General features: G+C 75.5%; 21 protein-coding genes. 8 read left to right on the forward strand and 13 right to left on the reverse strand.

Going from position 1 to position 20,475, the window contains the following annotated elements:
* Positions 1 to 261: 261 nt before the first annotated feature.
* On the forward strand, positions 262 to 1,071 hold the full coding sequence (locus tag ACFUEL_RS08805) for a DUF1028 domain-containing protein (protein WP_380235346.1): 810 nt from the start codon (positions 262 to 264) through the stop codon (positions 1,069 to 1,071).
* A gap of 54 nt (positions 1,072 to 1,125) precedes the next feature.
* Here ACFUEL_RS08805 and ACFUEL_RS08810 read toward each other — a convergent pair whose 3' ends face one another.
* Positions 1,126 to 2,277, reverse strand: coding sequence for a trans-sulfuration enzyme family protein (locus ACFUEL_RS08810; protein ID WP_380235347.1), 1,152 nt, complete (start codon positions 2,275 to 2,277; stop codon positions 1,126 to 1,128).
* A gap of 111 nt (positions 2,278 to 2,388) precedes the next feature.
* Between ACFUEL_RS08810 and ACFUEL_RS08815 the strand changes: the two genes are divergently transcribed.
* Complete coding sequence (locus ACFUEL_RS08815; protein WP_380235348.1) at positions 2,389 to 2,871, forward strand: Lrp/AsnC family transcriptional regulator; 483 nt, start codon at positions 2,389 to 2,391, stop codon at positions 2,869 to 2,871.
* 383 nt (positions 2,872 to 3,254) lie between these two features.
* On the forward strand, positions 3,255 to 3,692 hold the full coding sequence (locus ACFUEL_RS08820) for an ATP-binding protein (protein ID WP_380235349.1): 438 nt from the start codon (positions 3,255 to 3,257) through the stop codon (positions 3,690 to 3,692).
* Positions 3,693 to 3,843: 151 nt separating this feature from the next.
* Here the strand turns inward: ACFUEL_RS08820 and ACFUEL_RS08825 are convergent, their stop codons facing one another.
* Together ACFUEL_RS08825 and ACFUEL_RS08830 are read right to left on the reverse strand one after the other, a co-directional pair.
* A complete protein-coding gene (locus ACFUEL_RS08825) occupies positions 3,844 to 5,007 on the reverse strand; it encodes an alpha-hydroxy-acid oxidizing protein (RefSeq protein ID WP_380235350.1) in 1,164 nt (387 codons plus the stop codon).
* A 53-nt stretch (positions 5,008 to 5,060) separates the two neighbouring features.
* A complete protein-coding gene (locus ACFUEL_RS08830; RefSeq protein WP_380235351.1) occupies positions 5,061 to 6,047 on the reverse strand; it encodes a LacI family DNA-binding transcriptional regulator in 987 nt (328 codons plus the stop codon).
* Between the two features lie 91 nt (positions 6,048 to 6,138).
* On the opposite strand from ACFUEL_RS08830, the gene ACFUEL_RS08835 reads away from it, so the two are divergent.
* Together ACFUEL_RS08835 and ACFUEL_RS08840 are read left to right on the forward strand one after the other, a co-directional pair.
* Positions 6,139 to 7,068: a helix-turn-helix domain-containing protein gene (locus ACFUEL_RS08835; RefSeq protein WP_380235352.1), complete on the forward strand. Its 930-nt coding sequence runs from the start codon at positions 6,139 to 6,141 to the stop codon at positions 7,066 to 7,068.
* A 345-nt stretch (positions 7,069 to 7,413) separates the two neighbouring features.
* On the forward strand, positions 7,414 to 9,123 hold the full coding sequence (locus ACFUEL_RS08840; protein ID WP_380235353.1) for a protein kinase: 1,710 nt from the start codon (positions 7,414 to 7,416) through the stop codon (positions 9,121 to 9,123).
* On the opposite strand, the gene ACFUEL_RS08845 is transcribed toward ACFUEL_RS08840, so the two are convergent.
* The 3 genes from ACFUEL_RS08845 to ACFUEL_RS08855 all read right to left on the reverse strand — a co-directional run bounded on the left by ACFUEL_RS08845 (position 9,050) and on the right by ACFUEL_RS08855 (position 11,907).
* On the reverse strand, positions 9,050 to 10,048 hold the full coding sequence (locus ACFUEL_RS08845; RefSeq protein WP_380235354.1) for an aminoglycoside phosphotransferase family protein: 999 nt from the start codon (positions 10,046 to 10,048) through the stop codon (positions 9,050 to 9,052). The genes ACFUEL_RS08840 and ACFUEL_RS08845 overlap by 74 nt on opposite strands.
* Before the next feature lie 61 nt (positions 10,049 to 10,109).
* The gene (locus tag ACFUEL_RS08850) at positions 10,110 to 11,312 is read right to left on the reverse strand and encodes a hypothetical protein (protein ID WP_380235355.1); all 1,203 of its coding nucleotides are present in this window, start codon (positions 11,310 to 11,312) and stop codon (positions 10,110 to 10,112) included.
* 64 nt (positions 11,313 to 11,376) lie between these two features.
* Positions 11,377 to 11,907, reverse strand: coding sequence for a SigE family RNA polymerase sigma factor (locus ACFUEL_RS08855; protein ID WP_380235357.1), 531 nt, complete (start codon positions 11,905 to 11,907; stop codon positions 11,377 to 11,379).
* An 86-nt stretch (positions 11,908 to 11,993) separates the two neighbouring features.
* Between ACFUEL_RS08855 and ACFUEL_RS08860 the strand changes: the two genes are divergently transcribed.
* Entirely contained in the window at positions 11,994 to 14,081 is a 2,088-nt protein-coding gene (locus ACFUEL_RS08860) for an MDR family MFS transporter (RefSeq protein WP_380235359.1), read from the forward strand.
* 79 nt (positions 14,082 to 14,160) lie between these two features.
* A complete protein-coding gene (locus ACFUEL_RS08865; RefSeq protein ID WP_380235360.1) occupies positions 14,161 to 15,153 on the forward strand; it encodes a YdcF family protein in 993 nt (330 codons plus the stop codon).
* Between the two features lie 23 nt (positions 15,154 to 15,176).
* Here ACFUEL_RS08865 and ACFUEL_RS08870 read toward each other — a convergent pair whose 3' ends face one another.
* From ACFUEL_RS08870 to ACFUEL_RS08890, 5 genes are all read right to left on the reverse strand, one after another.
* Complete coding sequence (locus ACFUEL_RS08870; protein ID WP_380235361.1) at positions 15,177 to 15,527, reverse strand: hypothetical protein; 351 nt, start codon at positions 15,525 to 15,527, stop codon at positions 15,177 to 15,179.
* A 204-nt stretch (positions 15,528 to 15,731) separates the two neighbouring features.
* Positions 15,732 to 16,451 (reverse strand): class I SAM-dependent methyltransferase, encoded by a 720-nt coding sequence (locus tag ACFUEL_RS08875; RefSeq protein ID WP_380235362.1) that lies wholly within the window; start codon positions 16,449 to 16,451, stop codon positions 15,732 to 15,734.
* A 60-nt stretch (positions 16,452 to 16,511) separates the two neighbouring features.
* On the reverse strand, positions 16,512 to 17,330 hold the full coding sequence (locus ACFUEL_RS08880) for a helix-turn-helix domain-containing protein (protein WP_380235363.1): 819 nt from the start codon (positions 17,328 to 17,330) through the stop codon (positions 16,512 to 16,514).
* 240 nt (positions 17,331 to 17,570) lie between these two features.
* The gene (locus ACFUEL_RS08885; RefSeq protein WP_380235364.1) at positions 17,571 to 18,515 is read right to left on the reverse strand and encodes an ROK family protein; all 945 of its coding nucleotides are present in this window, start codon (positions 18,513 to 18,515) and stop codon (positions 17,571 to 17,573) included.
* Positions 18,516 to 18,626: 111 nt separating this feature from the next.
* The gene (locus tag ACFUEL_RS08890) at positions 18,627 to 18,854 is read right to left on the reverse strand and encodes a hypothetical protein (RefSeq protein WP_380235365.1); all 228 of its coding nucleotides are present in this window, start codon (positions 18,852 to 18,854) and stop codon (positions 18,627 to 18,629) included.
* Positions 18,855 to 19,557: 703 nt separating this feature from the next.
* Here ACFUEL_RS08890 and ACFUEL_RS08895 point away from each other — a divergent pair.
* Positions 19,558 to 19,839, forward strand: a complete 282-nt coding sequence (locus tag ACFUEL_RS08895) for a MerR family transcriptional regulator (protein WP_380235376.1) — start codon at positions 19,558 to 19,560, stop codon at positions 19,837 to 19,839.
* A gap of 73 nt (positions 19,840 to 19,912) precedes the next feature.
* Here the strand turns inward: ACFUEL_RS08895 and ACFUEL_RS08900 are convergent, their stop codons facing one another.
* Both ACFUEL_RS08900 and ACFUEL_RS08905 read right to left on the reverse strand, forming a co-directional pair.
* Positions 19,913 to 20,125 carry a hypothetical protein gene (locus ACFUEL_RS08900; RefSeq protein WP_380235366.1) on the reverse strand — a complete coding sequence of 71 codons (213 nt, stop codon included), beginning with the start codon at positions 20,123 to 20,125 and terminating at the stop codon, positions 19,913 to 19,915.
* Positions 20,077 to 20,448, reverse strand: coding sequence for an alpha/beta fold hydrolase (locus ACFUEL_RS08905; RefSeq protein WP_380235367.1), 372 nt, complete (start codon positions 20,446 to 20,448; stop codon positions 20,077 to 20,079). Before ACFUEL_RS08905 ends, ACFUEL_RS08900 begins: the two co-directional genes overlap by 49 nt.
* Positions 20,449 to 20,475 lie beyond the last annotated feature (27 nt).

A 20,475-nucleotide genomic window follows, 5' to 3' on the forward strand; every position in this document is an offset into this window, starting at 1 on the left:
CGGGGAACTGCGCGGGCAACCGAGCACGCACAGCCGGATCGCGACGCAGGATACGAACTTGCACTGTCCCGCGATCTTGCCGGTGTTCACCTCCCGCTTCGCGCAGTTCCCCGCGCCCCTGGTTTCGCCGTCCGGTTTCGCGGTCCGGTTTCGCCGTCAGGGTTCGCCGTCCGGTTTCGCTGGCAGGCGGTTCTTGCCGGAGTTTGCCGGGTGCGTTCGGGGCGTGGACGAACCGCTCGGTGGGGGCTATCGTCGCGGGTCGTGACCTTCTCCATCGTGGCTCGTCAGGGGAACGCTCTCGGTGTCGCCGTGGCGAGCAAGTTCCTGTCGGTCGGGGCGCTGGTGCCCGCGGCCGAGGTCGGTGTCGGTGCGCTCGCCTCGCAGGCGTGGGCCAATGTCGCGTACCGGCCGCAGGGGCTGGCGATGCTGCGCAGCGGTGTCGGGCCGGCCGGGGTGCTGGCGGCGCTGCTGGCGGCGGACGAGGGGCGGGCGCACCGGCAGTTGGGGGTGGTCGGGGCGGACGGCGCCGCGGTGACGTACACGGGGGAGGAGTGCCTGCCCTGGGCGGGCGGGCTGGCGGGGGACGGGTACGCGGTGCAGGGGAACATCCTGGCCGGGCCCGAGGTGGTCCGGGACATGGAGTCCGTCTGGCTGGCCTCCGCCGAACTGCCGTTCGCGGACCGGCTGGTGGCCGCGCTGGCGGCGGGTGACGCGGCGGGCGGGGACGCCCGGGGGCGGCAGAGCGCGGCGCTGTACGTGGTCGATCCGGGGCGGGGGGTGGGCGGTTGGGGTGACACCGCGTACGACCTGCGGGTGGACGACCACGCCGATCCGGTGGGCGAGTTGCGCCGGCTGCTGGCCGTGCACGAGGTGCTGCACGGGGTGTCCGACCCGGCGGCACTGCTGCCGCTGGAGGGCGAACTCGCCGCCGAGGTAAGGGAGTTGCTGGGGCGTCTCGGCTACGACTCGTTGGACCGCTGGGCGGGCGTGGAGAACCTGGAGGGCCGCCTCGCCGAGGGCCGGATCGATCCGGTGGTGCTGGCGCACCTGCGGACGGCCGCCGGGGCGTGACGGCCGTCCGCGGGCGGTGGGCGGGCGGTGGACGGGTGGAGGCGGGGTGCCCGGTCAGCGGGCCAGGGCCGCGGCCAGGTCGGCGATCAGGTCCTCCGGGTCCTCCAGGCCGACCGACAGCCGCAGCACCGCCGGGGACGGCTTGTGGGCGGCGGCCACCGGGCGGTGGGTGAGCGAGGCCGGGTGCTGGATCAGGGTGTCGACGCCGCCGAGCGAGACGGCGTGGGTGATCAGCCGGCAGCGCTCGGCGACCGCCGCCGCGTGCGCGAACCCGCCCGCGGCCTCGAAGGCCAGCACGCTGCCGCCGCCCAGCATCTGCTTGCCGAGCAGCGGCGAGCCGGAGCGGCCGGGGTAGTGCACGGCGGCGACCCCGGGCTGTCCGGCCAGCCAGTCGGCGATCCGGAAGGCGGTGGCGGAGGCGGCGCGCACCCGCAGCGGGAGGGTCTGCAGGCCGCGGTGCAGCAGGTAGCCGGCCAGCGGGTGCAGGACGGCGCCGGTGACGGCCCGGACCCGGCGCAGCCGCTCCGCCCACTCGGCGGTGCAGGCGACCGCCCCGGCGAGCACGTCGCCGTGGCCGCCGATCGCCTTGGTCGCCGAGTGCAGCACCAGGGTGGCGCCGAACGCGGCGGGCCGCTGCAGCACCGGGGTGGCGAAGGTGTTGTCGACCAGCAGCGGGACCCCGCCGCAGCGGTCGGCGAGCGCCGCCAGGTCGAGCAGGTCGAGGGTGGGGTTGCCGGGGGTCTCGACCAGGACCAGCCCGGTGTCGGGGCGCAGCGCGGCGGCGAGGGTGTCGGGGGCGGCCCAGGTCACCTCGGTGCCGAGCAGGCCGGAGTCCAGCAGGTGGTCGGAGCCGCCGTACAGCGGGCGCAGCGCGACCACGTGCCGGCGGCCGTCCGCGGCGGCGGCGAGCAGGCAGGCGGAGAGCGCGGCCATGCCGGAGGAGAAGGCCACCGCCTCGGCGCAGCCCTCCAGTTCGGCCAGGGCCTGTTCGAAGCGGGCGACGGTGGGGTTCCACAGCCGCTGGTAGACCAGGCCCCCGGCGGCGGGCGGCCGTCCGCCGCCGGCCAGCGCCTGGTAGGCGTCGCCGCCGGTGTCGAGGTCCGGTACCGGGTAGGTGGTGGACAGGTCGAGCGGGGGGACGTGCGTGCCGAGTCCGGCGAGGTCCTCGCGGCCGGCGTGCACGGCTCGGGTGTCGAGTCGGCTCATGCCGCCCGATGGTGAACGCCCGGACGCCCGGTGGCCAGAGTGGCGGCAGATGATTCGGTGCGGGCGGCGGCACTCTTGCGGATGTTCGGCGCGGGCGGCCAGGCTGGGGGCGTGCCGAACATTCCACGGGGCCGCGCGGCGGGGCTCGACGCGGTCGACCGGGCGATCGTCCGGGTGCTGCTGGCCGACGCCCGGACGCCCAACAACGCGCTGGCCGAGCGGGTCGGCGTCGCGCCGTCCACCTGCCTGGCGCGGGTGCGGGCGCTGCGCGAGCGCGGGGTGATCGCCGGCTACCACGCGGAGCTGGACCTGCCCTCGGTCGGGCTGCCGCTGCAGGCGATGATCTCGGTGCGGCTGCGGGCGCACACCCGGGAGCAGAACGGCAGCTTCCGGGCCGCCGCGCCGCACCTGCCGGGCGTGCTGGCGGTCTTCCACATGGCGGGCAGCGACGACTACCTGCTGCACGTGGCGGTGGCCGACCCGGAGGCGCTGCGCTGCTTCGTGGTCGACCACCTGACGGCCCATCCGGCGGTCGCGCAGACCCGCACCAACCTGGTCTTCGAGCGCGTCCCGGGCGCCGGCCCGGAAGTCTGACGGCCCGTCGGCCCGGAAACCTGACGGCCCGTCGGCCCGCTCGCGGCCGACCGCCGTCACGGCGGGCGACTCGTCGAAGCACGGCGGGCAGTCGACCGCCAGGATCTCCTGCCGGGCGCCGAGTCGGAGCTCTCCGGCGGGCCGGGGCCGAGGGGTTCCAGCAGGTCGTCGGACATGCTCCCCGGGATGCGGCGACCCGTGGCGAGTTGTGGCCACTGTCCAGCATCCGCCGCCGCACTTCGGGCGGTTCGGCCTTACCGTACTGAGTATCGGTAATCTGTCCGGTTCGTTCGGACGGGGCAGGGCTGCCGAGCCCCGACGCGGCCGGACAACGGCGCCCTTCCGCTCCCACCCGGTCGCCCCCGTTCGTGAAGGGACCGACCATGGCTGTCGCGGACCCACCCCAGACCGTGCGCTACTGCCTGAGCCTGGCGACCGTACCCGCGTCCGTGCCCGAGGCGCGTCGCAGCGTGCGGGGCGAACTGGCCGCCCGCGGGTTGGACGCGGACCATCCGCTGACCGACACGGTGCTGCTGGTGGTCAGCGAACTGGTCACCAACGCGGTCCGCCACGCCGCTCCCCGGTCGCCCCGCACCACGCTCCAACTCGACTTCTGCGCGGGCGAACTGACGGTGCGGGTGCACGACCGGCACCCGCACTGCCCGCAGCGCCCCGAGGTGCCGCACCAGGACGGCAGCGGCGGCTGGGGCCTGGCCCTGGTGCACGAGCTGGCGGCGCTGGCGGGCGGCCTGGTGGAGACCGTCGCCGACGAGGACGGCGGCGGCAAGACCATGCTGGTGCGGCTGCCGCTGGAGCCCTGAGGGGCGGGAGTGGCTGGCGCGGGGCCGGCGCCGCGTCCCGGCGGGCGCCGGTTGGGAAGACGATCGTCGGACGACCCCGCAGTCTCCACTCTGCTGCATGCAAGGTGTTATTGCAAGTGACTCGCAATAAGGCGGCGCCGGGTGGGGGCGCTCAGCACCGCCGCAGTGCGCCCGGCGCGCGCAGGCTCTCCAGCGTCGGATAGCCGTCCACCGCCATCAGCAGGTCCGCCTCCGCCAGCAGCGAGCGCAGCACGTGCACCACGCCCGCCTCGCCGCCCAGCGCCAGCCCGTACACGTACGGCCGGCCCACGCCCACCGCCGTCGCGCCCAGCGCCAGGGCCTTTACCGCGTCCGCGCCGCTGCGCACGCCCGAGTCGAACAGCACCGGCAGGCCGTCTGCCGCCTCCACCACCTCGGCCAGCGACTCCAGCGCCGGCAGCCCGCCGTTCGCCTGCCGCCCGCCGTGGTTCGAGCAGTAGACCCCGTCCATGCCCGCGTCCTTCGCCCGGCGCACGTCCTCCGGGTGGCACAGGCCCTTCAGTACGATCGGCAGCTCGGTCAGCGACCGCAGCCACGGCAGGTCGTCCCAGGTCAGCGGGTTGCCGAAGATCTGCACCCAGTCCATCACCGCGCCCCGCGGATCCCCGTCCGGATCCTGCAGCCGGGCCCGGAACACCGGGTCGGAGGTGTAGTTCGCCAGGCAGTGCCCGCGCAGCTGCGGGAAGCTGCCGCTGCCCAGGTCGCGCGGCCGCCAGCCGGTCACCCAGGTGTCCAGGGTGACCACGATCGCCTTGAACCCGGCCGCCTCGGCCCGGTGCACCAGCGACTCGGCCAGCGCCCGGTCGGTCGGCGTGTACAGCTGGAAGAACCCGGGCGTGCCGCCCAGCTCCGCCGCCACCGCCTCCATCGGGTCCACCGACAGCGTGGACGCCACCATCGGCACCCCCGTCCGGGCCGCCGCCCGGGCCGTCGCCACGTCCCCGTGCCCGTCCGGCGCGCACAGCCCCACCACCCCCACCGGGGCCAGGAACAGCGGCGAGGCCAGCTCCAGCCCGAACAGCTCCACCCGCAGGTCCCGCTCCTTCGCGCCGACCAGCATCCGCGGCACCAGCCCCCACCGCTCGAACGCCGCCGCGTTCGCCCGCTGGGTGTGCTCGTCGCCCGCCCCGCCCGCCACGTACGACCACAGCTCCGGCGCCAGCGCGTGCCGCGCCCGCTCGGCCAGGCCCGCGTACGTCATCGGGTACTTCGGGGCGACGCCGAACAGCGCCTCGAAGTAGATCTCGTTCTGGTAGTCGCCGAACTGGGGGGACATCCGCGCTCCTTCGGGTGGGGGAGGCCCACGTTCCAACGGTTACCAGTCGGTAGTCAAGGGCGGGCCGGACGGACGACCAGCCTGGTCGGGACGGTCTCGGTGCGCGGCGGGGACGCGTCCCCGTCCAGCCGGGCCAGCGCCAGCCGGGCTGCCGTCGCCCCCAGCAGCACCGGGTCCTGGGCGACCGCCGACAGCGGCGGGTCCAGCACCTCCGCCAGCGGCAGGTCGTCGAAGGACAGCAGCGCCACGTCCCGCCGCCCCGAGCGGCCCAGCGCCAGCAGCGCGCCCGTCGCCGCGTTCGTGTTCGACGCGAACAGCGCCGTCGGCGCGGCGGGCCCGGCCAGCAGCGCCAGCGCCGCCCGCTCCGCCTCCGCGACCGTCCGCGCCCCCGCCACCAGCTGCGCCGGGGCCCGCAGGCCCGCCGCCGCCAGCGCCTCCCGCCAACCCGCCAGCCGCTCCCGCCGGGTGTACAGCGACGCCGGCAGGTCGCCCAGGAACCCCACCCGCCGGTGCCCCGCCCCCAGCAGGTGCGCCACCCCCTCCCGGGCCCCCGCCCGGTTCGACGACACCACGCAGTCCGCGCCCGGCCCCGGCCGGTCCAGGAACACCAGCGGCACCCCCGCCGCCGACGCCGCCGCCCACGCCTCCCCGCCGCCCGACGGCACCACCAGCAGCGCACTCGTCCGCCGCGCCAGGAACGCCCCCACCACCTCCGCCTCGCGCGCCCCGTCCCCGCCCGAACACCCCAGCAGCACCGTCAGCCCGCGCCCGCGCAGCGCCTCCTCCACCCCGCCCGCCAGCGCCCCGAAGAACGGATTGCCCAGATCCGGCAGCACCAGCCCCACCGTCGAGTCCGGCCCGCCGGTACGGATGCTGCGCGCCATCAGGTTCGGCCGGAACCCCAGCCGCTCCACCGCCGCCAGCACCCGCTCCCGGGTCTGCGCCGCCACCGGCCCCTCCCCGTTCAGCACCCGCGACACCGTCTTCGCGCTCACCCGCGCCTCGCCCGCCACGTCGTGCAAGGTCGGCCGCCGCTCCATCCCCGCTCCCTCCGTCTGGTGCTGTCGACCGTACAACCGCCCTCCCGGCGGAAGATCAACCGGAGGTAGCCTGGCAGCGGATGTGGTGACCATGCGAGCGAACGAAACCCAGACGTCCGGGACGGCGATCCCCGAGGTCCCGTTCACCGCGCCACCCGGCGGACCGGTCGGCGTCGAAGTCATGACGCTCGCCGAACTGCGCGCCCGCCGCGCCGCCGCGACCGCCCCCGCCGGCGACTTCCACCGGCCGCAGCGCCCCGCCTTCCACCACCTGCTCACCCTCGACCACGGCACCCTGCACCACACCGTCGACTTCACCGCGCACACCGTCGAACCCGGCAGCTGGCTGTGGGTACGGCCCGGACAGGTCCAGCAGTGGGGCGGACTCGACGGCGCCGACGGCACCCTGGTGCTGTTCGAACCCGGCTTCCCCGACCCCGCGACGGTCGCCGCCGCCCGGCTCGATGACCCCTTCGCCGCCGCCGTCCTGCACACCGACGGGCCCGAACGCGAAGCACTGCGGCACGCGGTGCGCCACCTCCACCGCGAGTACGCCTCCGGCGCGGACCTGCCAGCCGAGATCCACCACGCCCTGCTGCGCCACCTGCTCGCCGCGCTCCTGCTGCGCCTCGCCAACCCGCCCGCGCCGTGCGGCAGCGCCGCGACCGAACCCGGCGAGACCTACCGGCGCTTCCGGCAGGCCGTCGAACAGCACTTCACCCGCACCCGGCGGGTCGAGGACTACGCGAAACACCTCGGCTACTCGCCGCGCACGCTCTCCCGCGCGACCCTCGCCGCGGCGGGCGTCGGCGCCAAGGAGTTCATCGACCGCCGCGTCGTCCTGGAGGCCAAACGCCTGCTCGCCCACAGCGAGAGCTCCGCCGCCAGGATCGCCGACCACCTCGGCTTCGCCGACGCCGCGAACTTCGCCAAGTTCTTCCACCAGCGCACCGGGACCACGCCGATCGCCTTCCGCACGACGGTGCGGGGGACGGCGGGGGAGTCGTCTGCGGCGGGCTGAGGGGTGGTTGAGCTGAGGGGTGGTTGAAGGGGGAGCGGGGAGTTGAGGGGGCGGTGCAGGGGACGGCGGGGGAGTCGTCTGCGGCGGGCTGAGGGGTGGACGAGGGCGGGGGCGGGACGGCCCGGAGCGTGGCGGTGGGCTTTGGTGGTGGGGGAGTTGGGGGTGTCGGGGTGGGTGGGTTCGGGCGTGTTGTGGGGGCGTAACCGTCCGGTTCCGATCCGGTCCGGAAAAGGTGGACTCGGGTGGTTCGGTGCGGGGGAGGCCCTAGGGTGCCTCGTGAAGATCCGGTGCGTGGCGTCGGGGCATTTCCCGGTGGTTCGGCAAGCAGCCTAGGAGCGCGGAACGTTGGAGACTCTCGGCGATGGCGACCCGCACGCGATCGGCCCCTACCGGCTGCTGGGGCGGCTGGGGGCCGGCGGGATGGGGGAGGTGTTCCTCGGTCGGACGGCCGGCGGGCGGACGGTGGCGGTGAAGACGGTCCGGCAGGAGTTCGCCGCGGACCGGGAGTTCCGGCAGCGGTTCCGGCAGGAGGTGGCCGCGGCGCGGCGGGTCGGCGGGCGGTGGACCGCGCCGGTGCTGGACGCCGACACGGAGGGCGCGCAGCCGTGGGTGGCCACCGGGTACGTCGCGGGGCCCTCGCTGTCGGACGCGGTGCGGCGTTTCGGCGCGCTGCCGCCGGACACGGTGCGGGCGCTGGGCACCGGCCTGGCCGACGCGTTGGCGGCGGTGCACGGACTGGGGCTGGTCCATCGGGACGTCAAGCCGTCGAACGTGCTGCTGGCGCTGGACGGGCCGCGGCTGATCGACTTCGGCATCGCCCGCGCGCTGGACGCGACCTCCGCGCTGACCAGGTCCGGGTACGTGGTGGGTTCGCCGGGGTTCATGTCGCCGGAGCAGGCCAGGGGCCGTCCCTCCGGCCCGGCCGGTGACGTGTTCGGGTTCGGCGCGGTGCTGGCCTTCGCCGCGACCGGGCGGGCCCCGTTCGGCGAGCAGGACAGCGCGGCCGGGCTGCTCTACCGGATCGTCCACGAGGAGCCGGATCTCGGCGGCCTGGACGGCGACCTGCTCGCCCTGGTGCGCGACTGCCTGGACAAGGAGCCGGAGCGCAGGCCGTCCACGGCGGCCCTGCGGGAGCGGCTGGAGCGCAGCGCGGCGGGGCTGACCCGGCTCGGTGACCGGGGCTGGCTGCCCGGCGCGGTGTCCGAGGAGGTGGCGCGGTTGGCCGTCGCGCTGCTGGACCTGGAGTCGCGCCCCGATCCCGCCCAGCCGCCCGCGCCCACCGCCTCCACCGCCCCGCCGCAGCCTCCGCCGCTGCCCCCGACCGCCCCGTACCAGGCGCCCCCGTCGTTCGGGCCGCCCGCGAACCCGTACGCCACCTCGACGCCGCCGGGTGCCTATCCGGCCCCGAACCCGTACGTGTCCCAGACGCCGCCGGGCGCGTACCCGTACCCGGCCGTCATCGTGCAGCAGCCGCCCCGGCGGCGGACGGCGCCGCTGATCGCCACCGGGGTGGTCGCGGCGGTGCTGGCGGGGCTGGGCGTGTGGGCCGCGACGGGCGGGTTGGGCGGCGGCAACGAGGCGTCGAACAGCCCGTCCGGCAGCCCGGCGGCGGTGACCACCCCGGACGCCGGGGATTCCCCGGAGCCGGACGCCCCGGCCACCCCGGCCGGGCAGGAGAGCGACCCGCCGCCCTCGCCCGCGGCCGACGACGGGAACGCCGTCGCGGACGTGTTCCTGGGCACCTTCGAGGGGTCGGCCGCCTCCTCGAACGGGCTGCGGCTGGTCATGCGGTTCACCATCCACCAGGGCGCGGTCGGCGACTCGGTCGCCTACGTGGAGACCGACGGCGGCCTCGGCACCGGCCAGGTGCTGTGCACCAACGAGGCGTCCCTGGTGTCCGCGACCGGCTCCCGGCTGGTCGCCCGCACCGTGACCGGGACGGTCAGCGCGGGCTGCGACCCGATCGGCGGGGACGCGGTCCTCACCCCGAACAAGGACGGCTCCCTGCACTTCGTCCAGCAGGGCTTCTCCGGCGACCTGGACCCCAAGTCCTGAGGCCGAGGCGGTCGAGCGCCGCCCCGGCGAGCAGCCGGGTGTCCGCGTCGAAGCTCCGCCGCGGGGCGCCGACGCGGAGGAAGACCTGCGGGCTGGTGATCCGGTGCCGGACCTCGATCACCAGCTCGACCGCGACGCAGGCGTCGAACGCCCGGGGTTCCAGCGACGGGTCCGCGCGCAGCGCGGTGGCGGTCAGCTCCGGCAGGGCGGCCGGGCCGGTGACGGCCAGGCAGCGCGCCACCCAGCGGGCGGCGTCGAACTCGGCCGGTCCGTGCACGCCCGCCGGGTCGATGAGCGCGAGCCCGGCGCGGGTGCGCAGCAGGTTGAAGCCGACCGCGTCGCCGTGCAGCAGCACCGGCTCGGCGGACAGGGCCGTGAGGACCTCGGCGGCGCCGTCCGGCGCGGGCAGCCCGGCCGCGCGCCAGACCCCGGCGGCCTCGTCGAGCCGGGGCCCGAGGAAGTCCGGCAGCGGCAGCACCCCGGCGGGCGGTGCCAGGTGCGCCCGGCGGTACAGCGCGGCGGCCTCCCCGGTGGCGGCGGCCATCTGCGCGTGCGGCAGTTCGGTGCCCGCGACCAGGCCGAGCAGCAGGTGGGTGACGCCGGGGGCGTGGGTGCCCGTCCCGTGGTCGAGCAGCGGGGCGCAGGGCACCCCGCCGGCCGTCCAGGCGGCCAGCGTCGCGGCCTCGGCGTGCTGGGGTTCGCCGATCAGCTTCAGTACGGCGGCGGACCCGTCCGCCCGCCGGACCTCGCGGAGCACGTTGGGGGAGAGCGGGCTGCCGGTCAGCGGGCCGGTGTCCCGCAGGTCGAGGGCCGCCAGGTAGCCGGGCAGCGCGGCGGCCGCCCGTTCGAAGAGGGCAGCCCGTTCGGGGCCCGCGGCCCGCAGCGTCCCGCGCCGTTCGGCCAGCCAGTCGTCCAGTTCTCGCACGGACCGATCCTCCCGGGGCGGCCGGGCCCCTGACAAGGCGGGCCCGGCGGTCGGGCGGGGTTCAGAGCGTGCCCCAGACGGGGGCGGTGACCAGGGCGGACAGCTGGTCGGTGGTGAGCACGGGGTCGCCGGGCCGCTCGCCGTCGCGTCCGGTGGTGGAGTTCCAGAGCCGGACGCCCACCTCGGTGCCGTCGGGGAGCAGGGCGTCGGCGAGGTAGCCGCCGCTGGAGGTGCGCTGGGCGCCGCCGAGGGTGGTGGTGCTGACCAGGGTGCCGTCCGGGAGGCTGCTGGTGCTGCGGTGGACGCTGGTGAAGGTGCTCCGCGGGTCGGCCGGGTAGCCGGCCCGCCAGCCGGGGGTGACGCTGAGCAGCAGGGCGCTGGTGCGGCCGCCGGCGGTGACGTCGACCCGGATCCGGCCGGGCAGGTCGGTGCCGGTGCGGCTGGTGTCCAGCTGGGCGCCGTTCAGCAGCGGGGCCAGGGCGGCGAGCATCCGCTCGCCGGTCGGGGCGGGCCGGGCCGGGGGCCGGGAGGGGGCGGCGCCCAGCGTGCCGAACACCCACTGCCACTGCGCGGCGGTCGCGATCTCGGTCAACTCGTCCTTGTCCAGCGGAAGTTCCTTGACGTCCCGGTCGGCGGCCACCTCCTGGACCTGCACCTGGCGGCCGTTGGGCAGCGTGTACGTCACGCTCAGGCCGTGGTCGTCGGTGTCGGGGCCGCCGTAGCCGCTGGTCAGCAGGTACGAGCCGTCGGGGCGGGTGGCGGGGTCGCAGGTGGCGGTGCCGGGGACGATCGGCTCGTAGCACAGCAGGCGCTGGGCGTCGGTGGTGACGGGGGAGGCCACCAGGTCGACGGCGAGCATGAGTTGGACCCTGCCGCCGCGGCCGTCGTCGTAGCCGAGGTACGCCTGCGGGACCCGGCCGGGCTCGTTCGGGTCGGGGGCGAGGCCCTGCCCGCCGCTGACGGTGCCGCCCGCGGGCAGCAGCGAGGTCAGGGTGTCCAGCATGAACGCGTCGTCGACCCGGGGCGGGGACGAGGCCGGGGCCTGGGCGGACGGCCGGGCGCGGTCGGGCAGCACGGCGGGGACGATCCCGGCGGCGGCGACCAGGGCCACCGCCGAGGCGACGCCGATCCGGCGGCGCAGCACGCGGCGGCGGCCGCGCCGCTCGGCGCCCAGGGCGAACTCGTCGGCGGGCACGGCGGGCGCCAGTTCGGCGCCGGCCCGCAGGACGCGGACGAAGTCTTCTTCTTCGGAAGGCGATGGCATGACGGGGCTCCGTGGCGTGCGGTGAGGGAGGTGCGGGGCGGGATCGGGAGGCGGCGGGCGGGCTTCAGGAGCGGGCGAGGTCGTCGAACTGGTCGCCCAGCCGGGTGCGCAGCCGGGCCAGGGCCCGGGAGGCGCGCGACCGGACGGCGCTGGGGGTCAGCCGCAGCGCGGCGGCGGTCTCCTCGACGCCGAGGTCCTCCCAGTAGCGCAGGACGAGCACGGCCCGGTCCTGCTGCGGGAGTTCGGCGAGCACGCCGAGCAGGGCGACGCGCAGCGCCGGGTCCTCCCGGGGGCCGGCGGTCTCGGCGAAGGTGTCGGTGACGTGCTCGCGGCTGCTGCGCCGGCGCCGGTGGCTGAGGAAGGTGTTGACCAGGACGGTGCGGGCGTACCCGGCCGGGTTCTCCATCCGGGAGATCCGGCGCCAGCCCCCGTACAGTTTGCCGAGCGCCTCCTGGGCGAGGTCCTCGGCGAGGTGGGCGTCACCGCCGGTCAGCAGGTAGGCGGTGCGCACCAGGTGGCGGGCCTGCGCCACCGCGAAGTCCCGGAATTCCAGGGGGCCGCGGTCGGTGCTGCCGGAGGTCGTCGGACTGTCCATGCCCCTCTAACGCCGATGGGTCCTGCTCTTGTCGCACCATCGGCTGATCATGCATTGCCCTGCCGGGGTGTCGGGTCGGACAAACCATGACGAAGTGTGACGATGCCAGGGTGACCACCTCCAGCGAAGTCAGCCAGGCAGCGCCGCCCGTCCTCGACCGGCGGCAGCGGAACGTCGTGTTCGGCACCATCATGCTGGGCATGCTGCTGGCCGCACTCGACCAGACCATCGTCGGCACCGCGCTGCCCACCATCGTGGCCGACCTCGGCGGGGCCTCCCACATGTCCTGGGTGGTGACCTCCTACCTGCTCGCGGAGACCGTCACCACCGCGCTGGTCGGCAAGATGGGCGACCTGTTCGGCCGCAAGGTGGTCTTCCAGGTCTCCGCGATCGTCTTCATCGTCGGCTCCTTCCTGTGCGGCCTGTCCACCAACATGCTGCTGCTGATCATCTGGCGGGCCGTCCAGGGCGTCGGCGCGGGCGGCCTGATGGTCACCTCGATGGCGCTGATCGCCGACGTCATCCCGCTGCGCGAACGCGGCAAGTACCAGGGCGCGATCGGCGCGGTCTTCGGCGTGGCCACCGTGGTCGGCCCGCTGCTCGGCGGTCTGTTCACCGACCACCTGTCCTGGCGCTGGGCGTTCTACGTGAACGTGCCGATCGCGATCGTGGTGGTCATCGCCGCCGCCCGGAACATCCCGGTGGTCAAGTCCGGCGTCCGCCCGGTCATCGACTACCTGGGCATCACCCTGGTCGCGATCGGCGCCAGCGCCCTGATCCTGGCCACCAGTTGGGGCGGCAACGAGTACGCCTGGGGCTCGGCCGTGATCATCGGCCTGTTCGCGGCCGGCGTCGTCGCACTGGCCCTGTTCTGCTGGGCCGAGACCCGGGCCGCCCAACCCACCCTGCCGATGCGGCTGTTCCGCAACCAGGTGTTCACCGTCTGCTCGATCCTCAGCTTCATCGTCGGCTTCGCCATGCTCGGCGCGCTGACCTTCCTGCCGACCTTCCTGCAGTACGTCGACGGCGACTCGGCGACCGTCTCCGGCGTGCGCACCCTGCCGATGGTGCTCGGCCTGCTGATCGCCTCGATCTTCTCCGGCAACGTGGTCTCCAAGACCGGCAAGTACCGGTTCTTCCCGATCATCGGCTCGGTGGTGATGGGCGTCGGCCTCTACCTGCTCTCGCTGCTGGACGTCGGCACCAGCGCCTGGCTCGCCAGCATCTACATGTTCGTGCTCGGCACCGGCATCGGCCTGTGCATGCAGGTGCTCACCATCGCCGTGCAGAACACCGTCGACTACACCGACCTGGGCACCGCCACCTCCGGCGTCACCTTCTTCCGCACCCTCGGCTCCTCCTTCGGCACCGCCGTCTTCGGCACCATCTACGCCAACTCGCTGAAGACCAACCTGACCGCCGCCGTCACCGAGGCCGCCCGGACCACCGGTGCCGACCCGCAGCAGCTCGGCGCCGCCGCGCAGAGCCCGCACGGCGTCCACGAACTGCCCCCCGAGCAGGCCGCGCCGGTCATCCAGGCGTACGCCGACTCGCTGCACACCGTCTTCCTGTGGACCGTCCCGGTCGCCCTGGTCGGCTTCGTCGTCGCGCTCTTCCTCAAGCAGGTCAAACTCCGCGACTCCGCCCGCGCCAGCTCCTCCGACATGGGCGAGGGCTTCGCCCAGCCGTCCTCCGGCGACTCCGCCAAGGTCCTCGAACTCGCCGTCGCCAAACTCCTCGGCACCGCCGGGCTGGACACCGCCCGGCAGGTCGTGGGCGCCTCCGGCACCCGGCTCGACGTGGCCGGCTCCTGGGCCGTCATGCAGGTCGAACTGTTCACCCGCACCGTCGGCCACGCCAGCCTCAACCTGATCGCCGCCCGCCGCCGGATCCCCCCGGAGGTCCTCCAGCCGGTCTTCGACCGGATGGTCGCCGAAGGCTTCCTGGAGGCACGCAACGGCTTCTACCAGCACACCGAGGCCGGCTCCCGGGAGGCCGCGACCATCACCCGCGCCTGGTCCGACTGGCTCAACCGCCGCCTGGAGGAGGACCGCGGCCGCCCGCGCAGCGCCGAACTGCGCGCCGCCGCCGACACCATCGCCAAGCGCATGATCGCCGAGGACCTCGCCGAGGGCCTGCCCGAGAAGGGCGGCGTCCTCTCCGGCCGCCGCTGACCCCGCGTCACCCGCCCCGCACCCGCCCCGCCCGTCGAACCGCGGCGGGGCGGCGCCGTCCTCTCCTAGGCTTGCCCCCATGCTCCTGTACGCCCTCGCGCTCGTCTTCCTGCTGCTGTTCGGCGTCGGCGTGCTGCGCGACCGGCGCCGCTTCGGCAACGCCGTCTGCCTCGGGCTCTCCGTCGCCCTGTTCGCCCTCGCCCTGCTCGGCACCCTGCACCGGGCCGACTCGGCCGCCGCCGAGACCGTCCTGGTCGTCGTGGTCCTCGTCCCCGCGCTGGGCAGCGTGGTGCTGGCCGGGCTGCTCATCGCCAACGGCCTCAAGATGCTCCGCAAGGAGGGCCGCAGCCTCGGCAACCTGCTCGCCCTGCTGTGCGGACTCGGCATCCTGGCCGTCATCGCCCTGCTGCTGGCCGCGACCCGGGCCGACTCCGAGGCGCTGGTGGTGGTCGCCCGCACCGTCTTCGTGCTCGCCTGCTACCTCTCCTTCCTGTTCACCTGCTTCGTCGGCTACGCCTACCTCTACGGCCGCCTCACCCCCCGCGAGGACGTCGACTACGTGGTCGTCCTCGGCACCGGCCTGCGCGACGGCAGCCGCGTCCCGCCGCTGCTCGCCAGCCGCCTGGAGCGCGGCCGCCGCCTGTACGACCGGCAGGTCGACCGCGGCCGCTCCCCGCAGCTGCTCGTCTCCGGCGGCAAGGGCTCCGACGAGCAGCTCCCCGAGTCCCACGCGATGGCCGACCACCTGGTCGAACGCGGCTTCCCCGCCGACCGGATCGTCCGCGAGGACCGCTCCCGCACCACCGAGGAGAACCTCCGCTTCAGCCACGCGATCATGGCCGCCGCCGACCCCGACTACCGCTGCGTCGTCGTCACCAACAACTTCCATGCCTTCCGCGCCGCCGTCTTCGCCCGCCGCGAGGGCGTCCACGGCCACGTCGTCGGCTCGCCCACCGCCGCGTACTTCTGGCCCAGCGCCACCATCCGCGAGTTCGTCGCCGTGCTCGTCATCTACCGCTGGGCCAACCTCGCGGTGGGCGCGCTGCTGGTGCTGGAGTCGCTGAGCCTCTGACCCGCCGCCACGGCGGGCCCGGATCACGCCCCCTCCCAACCCCCGGCCAGGCGGCGGCGCCACCAGCGGTCGGCCCGCCACCCCCGCCGGGCGGCGAAGGGGTCCGGCAGGGTGCACCGGAGGTAGGCGGCGTCCAGCACGGCCACCCGGCGCCCCAACTCGGCCCGGGCCCCCGGGGGCAGGGCCTGCAGCACCTCGTCGAGCACGTCCCGGGCGTGCCGCACGTCGTCGAAGGAGCACCCGCGGCACGAGCACTGCACGCCCTGCGGGTAGCGGGGGCGGCGCCCCGGCGGCAGGGTGAACGCCCGGTACCGTCGCAACGCCCGGTCCGTGGCGCCGGGGTACACGTAGTAGTCGCCCGAGCGCCGTTCCACCCGGTGGATCGCCAGGCTGCTGCGGGTCGAGAGCCCGCGGAGGCGCCCCGGCGGCGGCTCGTCCCGGGCGAGCGGGGCATGTCGCGGGTCGGCCCGGAGCCGACCGGGCCGGTTACGCGGCACGGGCCTTTCGGTCTGCGGTCATGCGGATCATGGTGCCACTGCCCCGGCGGGACGGTCCAGCCCCCGACCCGCCCGCCCGGCTCAGGCCGGCCTGCGCAGCTCCAGCATCGACACCGGCAGCCACGGCCCGCCGTACCAGTACGCCGGGCCGAGGTCGCGGACGGTGCCCGCGCCCAGGTGCGCGGCGTAGCGGCGGACCATCAGGGAGATGTCGGCGATCAGCAGCCGGCCACCCGGGCGCAGCACGCGCAGCGCCTCGTCCACGGCGCGCAGACGGGCGGCCATGGTGGGGATGTTGTGGATCACCAGGGCCGAGGTGACCAGGTCGAAGTCCGCGTCGGGGAAGGGCAGTTCGGTGATGTCGGCGGTGTGCACCTCGATCCGGTCCCGGACGCCCGCCGCGACGGCGTTGGCCAGGGTCGCGGCCGGGGTGTTGCCGCTCTGGTCCTTCGACGCCCACAGGTCCACCCCGACCGCCCGGCCGCGCGGCAGCCGCCGGGCCGCGCCGATCAGCACCGCGCCGCGGCCGCAGCCCAGATCCAGCAGCCGTTCGTCGCCGCGCAGCCCCAGGGCGTCCAACTCGCGCTCCCACACCCGGAGTTTGCCGCGCAACGTGGTGTGCAGGCACACCCCCGCCTGCACCAGCAGCCCCGCCCCCAGCGCGGCCACCGCCCGCCGGCCGCGGAACGGACGGGCGGCCGCCGCGAGCGCGCAGGCCGCACCGAGGGCGGAGGTCGAGGCGACGAAACCGGGCGCGTCGACGCCGTACCGGGACAGGGCGGTGAACAGGTTCTCGGTCATGCCTGCAGTCTCGCGGCGCCGGCCGGGCCGGGTCTTGGACGAATGTTCCGCGGGAGCGCGTCAGCCGCGCAGGTAGCCGGGGGCCGGCCAGGCGACCCCGTCCACCGACAGCCACGGCTCGCGCGCCACCGCGGACGGCGTCACCCGGGCGAAGCCCGCGACCTCCCGGTGCAGGTGCGACTGGTCCGCGTAACCCGCCTCCGCCGCGACCGCCGCCGGGTGGCCGCCCGCCGCCAGACGGTGCACCGCGTGGTCGAAACGCACCAGCCGGGCCGCCCGCTTCGGCGCCAACCCCACCTGCGCCCGGAACCGCGACCACAGCCGCTTACGGCTCCACCCCACCTCCACCGCCAGCGCATCCACCCGCGACGTGCCGTGCGAACGCGCCAACTCGCCCCAGACGTACGCCACTTCCGGATCCACCGGACGGCCCTCGGCACGACGGGCGGCCAACACCCCGGCCACCAGCGCGAAACGCTCCTCCCAGGAGGCCGCCGCCCGCAACCGCTCCTCCAACCGGACGGCGCCCCGGCCCCACACCTCGTCCAACGCGGCCAGCGGGCCGCCCTCCGCGGCGAAACCCCCCAGCACCGCGTGCGCCACCACCGGCGACAGCCGCACCTGCAGGCACCGCACCTCCCGCCCACTGCCGTGCAGGCCGACCGCCCCCAGCCCGAGCACCGCGCTGCCGCGCACCGGCCGGCCGCCGGCTGCGACGGTCAGCGGCTGCTCACCCAGGTCGAGCGCCAACGTCACCGCCGGGAACGGCACCACCCCCAGCTCCGCCACCCCCCGCGCCCGGAACCCGGCCATCGCCACCCCGGGCAGCGGCCGGCCCCGCGACGGGGTCGCGATCTCCCACGGGGTCGGTGACTGCACCCCTCCAGCGTAGGCAGACGCTCCGGGAGAAAACAGAGAGCCCTGCCAGGGGCTCGGTAGAGCGCCTTCAGGGGCTCGGGGAACGGCGAGTCCGTGCTGCTGGGGGTCGGAGCCCATCGGAGTGTTCGTGCTGCTGCGTGTCTTTGACGGAACCGGAAGCCGATGCGCGCTCCGGCAGTGAACCGCCAGCAGACCCGTGCTCGCCGTTCCCCGAGCCCCTGGCGGTGCTCTCGTCGGCCCTTAACTCCGCAGGGCTGCCGCCGCGGCGCCGATCAGGCCGGCGTCGGGGCCGAGGTGGGCGGGGTGGAGGTGGAGGCCGCGGGTGAAGGGGAGGCCGGCGTAGTGGGTGAGGTGGTGGGCGAGGGGGTCGAAGAGGAGGGGGCCGGACTGGGCGACGCCGCCGCCGATGACGACGGCCTGGAGTTCGACCAGGGCGGCGGTGCCGGCGATCGCGGTGGCCAGGGCCCGCGCGGCGAGGTCGAACGCGGCGAGGGCGGCCCCGTCGCCGGTGCGGGCGGAGTCGGCGACGGCGCGGGCGGTGAGCGGGGCGCCCTCGGCGGGGCGCCAGCCGGCCGCGCGGGCGTGGCGGACGATGGCCGGGCCGCTGGCCAGCCCCTCCAGGCAGCCGCGGCCGCCGCAGGGGCAGGGGTCGCCGTCCCACTGGATGCTGACGTGGCCGATGTGCCCGGCGTTGCCGCTCGGGCCCGGGTGGACCTTGCCGCCGAGGACCAGGCCGCCGCCGACGCCGGTGGAGACGACCATGCACAGGGCGTCGCGGTACCCGGCGGCGGCGCCCAGCCAGTGTTCGGCCTCGGCGACCGCGACCCCGTCGCCGAGCAGGCGTACCGGCAGCGCGGTGCGCAGCGCGATCCGCCGGGCCAGCGGGAAGCCGCGCCAGGACGGCACGTTGACCGGGGAGACGGTGCCCGCCGCGGTGTCGACCGGCCCCGCGCTGCCCACGCCAACGGCGGTGACGCCCGGCCAGGCCGGGTGCCCGGCGAGTTCCTCCAGCACCCGGGCGACGCCCGCGAACACGGCCTCGGCGTCGCCGTCCGCGGCGGTCGGGCACTCGGCGCGGGCCAGCAGCTCGCCGGTGCCGGTGACGATCGCGCCGGCGGTCTTCGTCCCGCCGAGGTCGACGGCGGCCACCAGGGGGGAAGGGGGCGGGGACGGGACGGCGGCCATGGCGCAGAGCTCCTGACATGTCCGACTCGGGGCACTTGTCGGACTGGCCAGGCTACCGGAAGCCGCAGGTCGGCGGCCGGGAGCGGGCCGGGGCGGGGTGCCGCGCGCGGCCTACCGGGAGTCCGGCCGCCGGCCGCGGCGGCGGGGGTCGAGCGCGTCGCGCAGGGCGTGCAGGTCGGTGATGGTGACCTGTTCGGCGAACCGGGCGAGGAGGCGGCGCAGGCTCCGCTCGTCCCGGTCGCGGACGGCTTCGGCGAGGGCGGCCACCAGCGAGGTCCGCTCCTGCGGGTCGGACGGGTCGGACGCGCGCCCTTGACCTGCCGTCTTCGGTTCCTCCACCGGTCGCCCTCTCGTCCGTGCTGCTGCCCGTGGCCCTGGCCGGGTGCCCGCGCACCTCGTTCCGTGTCCTGCGGAGCGCAGAGTACCTGTCTCTCGAACACCGGAAAATCTATCGCGGCTGGAGTAGACATTGGCCCCTCGCGGGGTTAGCGTTTCTCTCGTAAGCGCAGTGAAGAGATGGCCCGGCAGACACGAACTGGCGGGAAGAATTGAGAAGTTCGCAGGTCGGCACGGTTGTGGGGTCCTGAAGCCAGCGTGTGTGCAGTGAGGCGACAGGGCCGACGGCCGGGCCGGGCGGCCCGCAGTGATCAGGGGCTGCCGTCGAGCAGTACCAGCAGTGCGCAGTACCAGTCCACGAAGAGGAAGAACGGAGGGACAGAGCGCCATCAGGATCGCCCGGCCCGTGATGCCTTTCACCCGGGCGGACACCGCAGACCCCCTTTGAGCAAGAGGACGGTGGTTTCCGGTCACGCATACGCGATCCCCGCAGGTCCCCCGAATCGGGCCCGTGCGGAACAAGGAACCCGGCCCAGGCCGGTAGATGGTGTTGTTTCCCCTTCGGGGCCCCGGAGCCGCCACGGCGCCGGGGCCCCTCGACGCGTTCTCCGGAACCAAGAGAGGTGCAGTGACTCCGACGACCGACCAGCCCCACACCCCGGACCCGGGCAGCTCGTTCGACGACGACGACTACCCCGCCTACACGATGGGCCGTGCCGCCGAGATGACCGGCACCACCGCAGGCTTCCTGCGCTCCCTGGGGGACCAGGGCCTCATCACCCCCCTGCGCTCGGAGGGCGGCCACCGCCGCTACTCCCGCTACCAGTTGCGCATCGCGATGCGCGCCCGCGACCTCGTCGACCAGGGCACCTCCATCGACGCGGCCTGCCGCATCATCATCCTCGAGGACCAACTCGAAGAGGCCCTGCGCATCAACGAGCAACTGCGCAGCCGCCAGGCCGGCCCGGAATCCGCCGCCGGTACCTGACCCCGCACCCGCCGCGCACCGGACGGGCCCGCGGTGAGCGCAGGTCGCTCACCGCACCCGGCCCGCCGGGCGGTCAGCCGCCGTGCGGCACGGCGGCCAGGACGGCGGCGACCAGCGCGCCGGGCGCGCGCAGCGGCAGCAGGTGGTCGGCGCCGGGGACGGGGTCCGGGCCGCAGCCCAGGCGTTCGGCGGTGCGCTCGGCGCAGTCGACGGCGGGCGGCAGGTCGAGGTCGCCGATCAGAACCCGGGCGGGCAGGCCCGCCAGTTCGCCGAGCCGGTCGAACACCGGCGGGTCGGGCAGCCGGTGCACGTCCTCCAGCGGCCAGGCCCGTGCCGCCGACTCCAGCTGGGCCCGGGCCGCGGCGTCCGCACCGCCCGCAGGTCCGCCGGCATCGAGTACGGCCCGGTGGGCTGCGGGGAGCGCCCGTAGCCGCGCACGTCGTAGCGTACGACCCGGAACCGCTCCAGCAGGGCGGGCAGCGCCGCGTCCCACACCCGGGAGTCGCCGACCCCCGGGTGCAGCAGCACCAGCGGCGGCCGGTCGCCCCCGCTGTCCGCACACCACGGGCGGCCGCCGTCGCTCAGTTCGACCGTGCCTTCGTACGTCACGGCGCCCATGGTGTGGTCGACCCGCGC

It is taken from the genome of Kitasatospora sp. NPDC057198 (assembly GCF_042670125.1).
GTDB lineage: Bacteria > Actinomycetota > Actinomycetes > Streptomycetales > Streptomycetaceae > Kitasatospora.

Bases quoted from the DNA above. Each gene is read 5' to 3' on its own strand.
- ACFUEL_RS08830 (WP_380235351.1), bottom strand. From the start codon at position 6,047: ATGGAGCGGCGGCCGACCTTGCACGACGTGGCGGGCGAGGCGCGGGTG.
- ACFUEL_RS08885 (WP_380235364.1), bottom strand. From the start codon at position 18,515: ATGGCCGCCGTCCCGTCCCCGCCCCCTTCCCCCCTGGTGGCCGCCGTC.
- ACFUEL_RS08810 (WP_380235347.1), bottom strand. From the start codon at position 2,277: ATGAGCCGACTCGACACCCGAGCCGTGCACGCCGGCCGCGAGGACCTC.
- ACFUEL_RS08895 (WP_380235376.1), top strand. From the start codon at position 19,558: ATGGGCCGTGCCGCCGAGATGACCGGCACCACCGCAGGCTTCCTGCGC.
- ACFUEL_RS08875 (WP_380235362.1), bottom strand. From the start codon at position 16,451: ATGACCGAGAACCTGTTCACCGCCCTGTCCCGGTACGGCGTCGACGCG.
- ACFUEL_RS08825 (WP_380235350.1), bottom strand. From the start codon at position 5,007: ATGTCCCCCCAGTTCGGCGACTACCAGAACGAGATCTACTTCGAGGCG.
- ACFUEL_RS08865 (WP_380235360.1), top strand. From the start codon at position 14,161: ATGCTCCTGTACGCCCTCGCGCTCGTCTTCCTGCTGCTGTTCGGCGTC.
- ACFUEL_RS08855 (WP_380235357.1), bottom strand. From the start codon at position 11,907: ATGGACAGTCCGACGACCTCCGGCAGCACCGACCGCGGCCCCCTGGAA.
- ACFUEL_RS08850 (WP_380235355.1), bottom strand. From the start codon at position 11,312: ATGCCATCGCCTTCCGAAGAAGAAGACTTCGTCCGCGTCCTGCGGGCC.
- ACFUEL_RS08860 (WP_380235359.1), top strand. From the start codon at position 11,994: ATGACGAAGTGTGACGATGCCAGGGTGACCACCTCCAGCGAAGTCAGC.
- ACFUEL_RS08820 (WP_380235349.1), top strand. From the start codon at position 3,255: ATGGCTGTCGCGGACCCACCCCAGACCGTGCGCTACTGCCTGAGCCTG.
- ACFUEL_RS08835 (WP_380235352.1), top strand. From the start codon at position 6,139: ATGCGAGCGAACGAAACCCAGACGTCCGGGACGGCGATCCCCGAGGTC.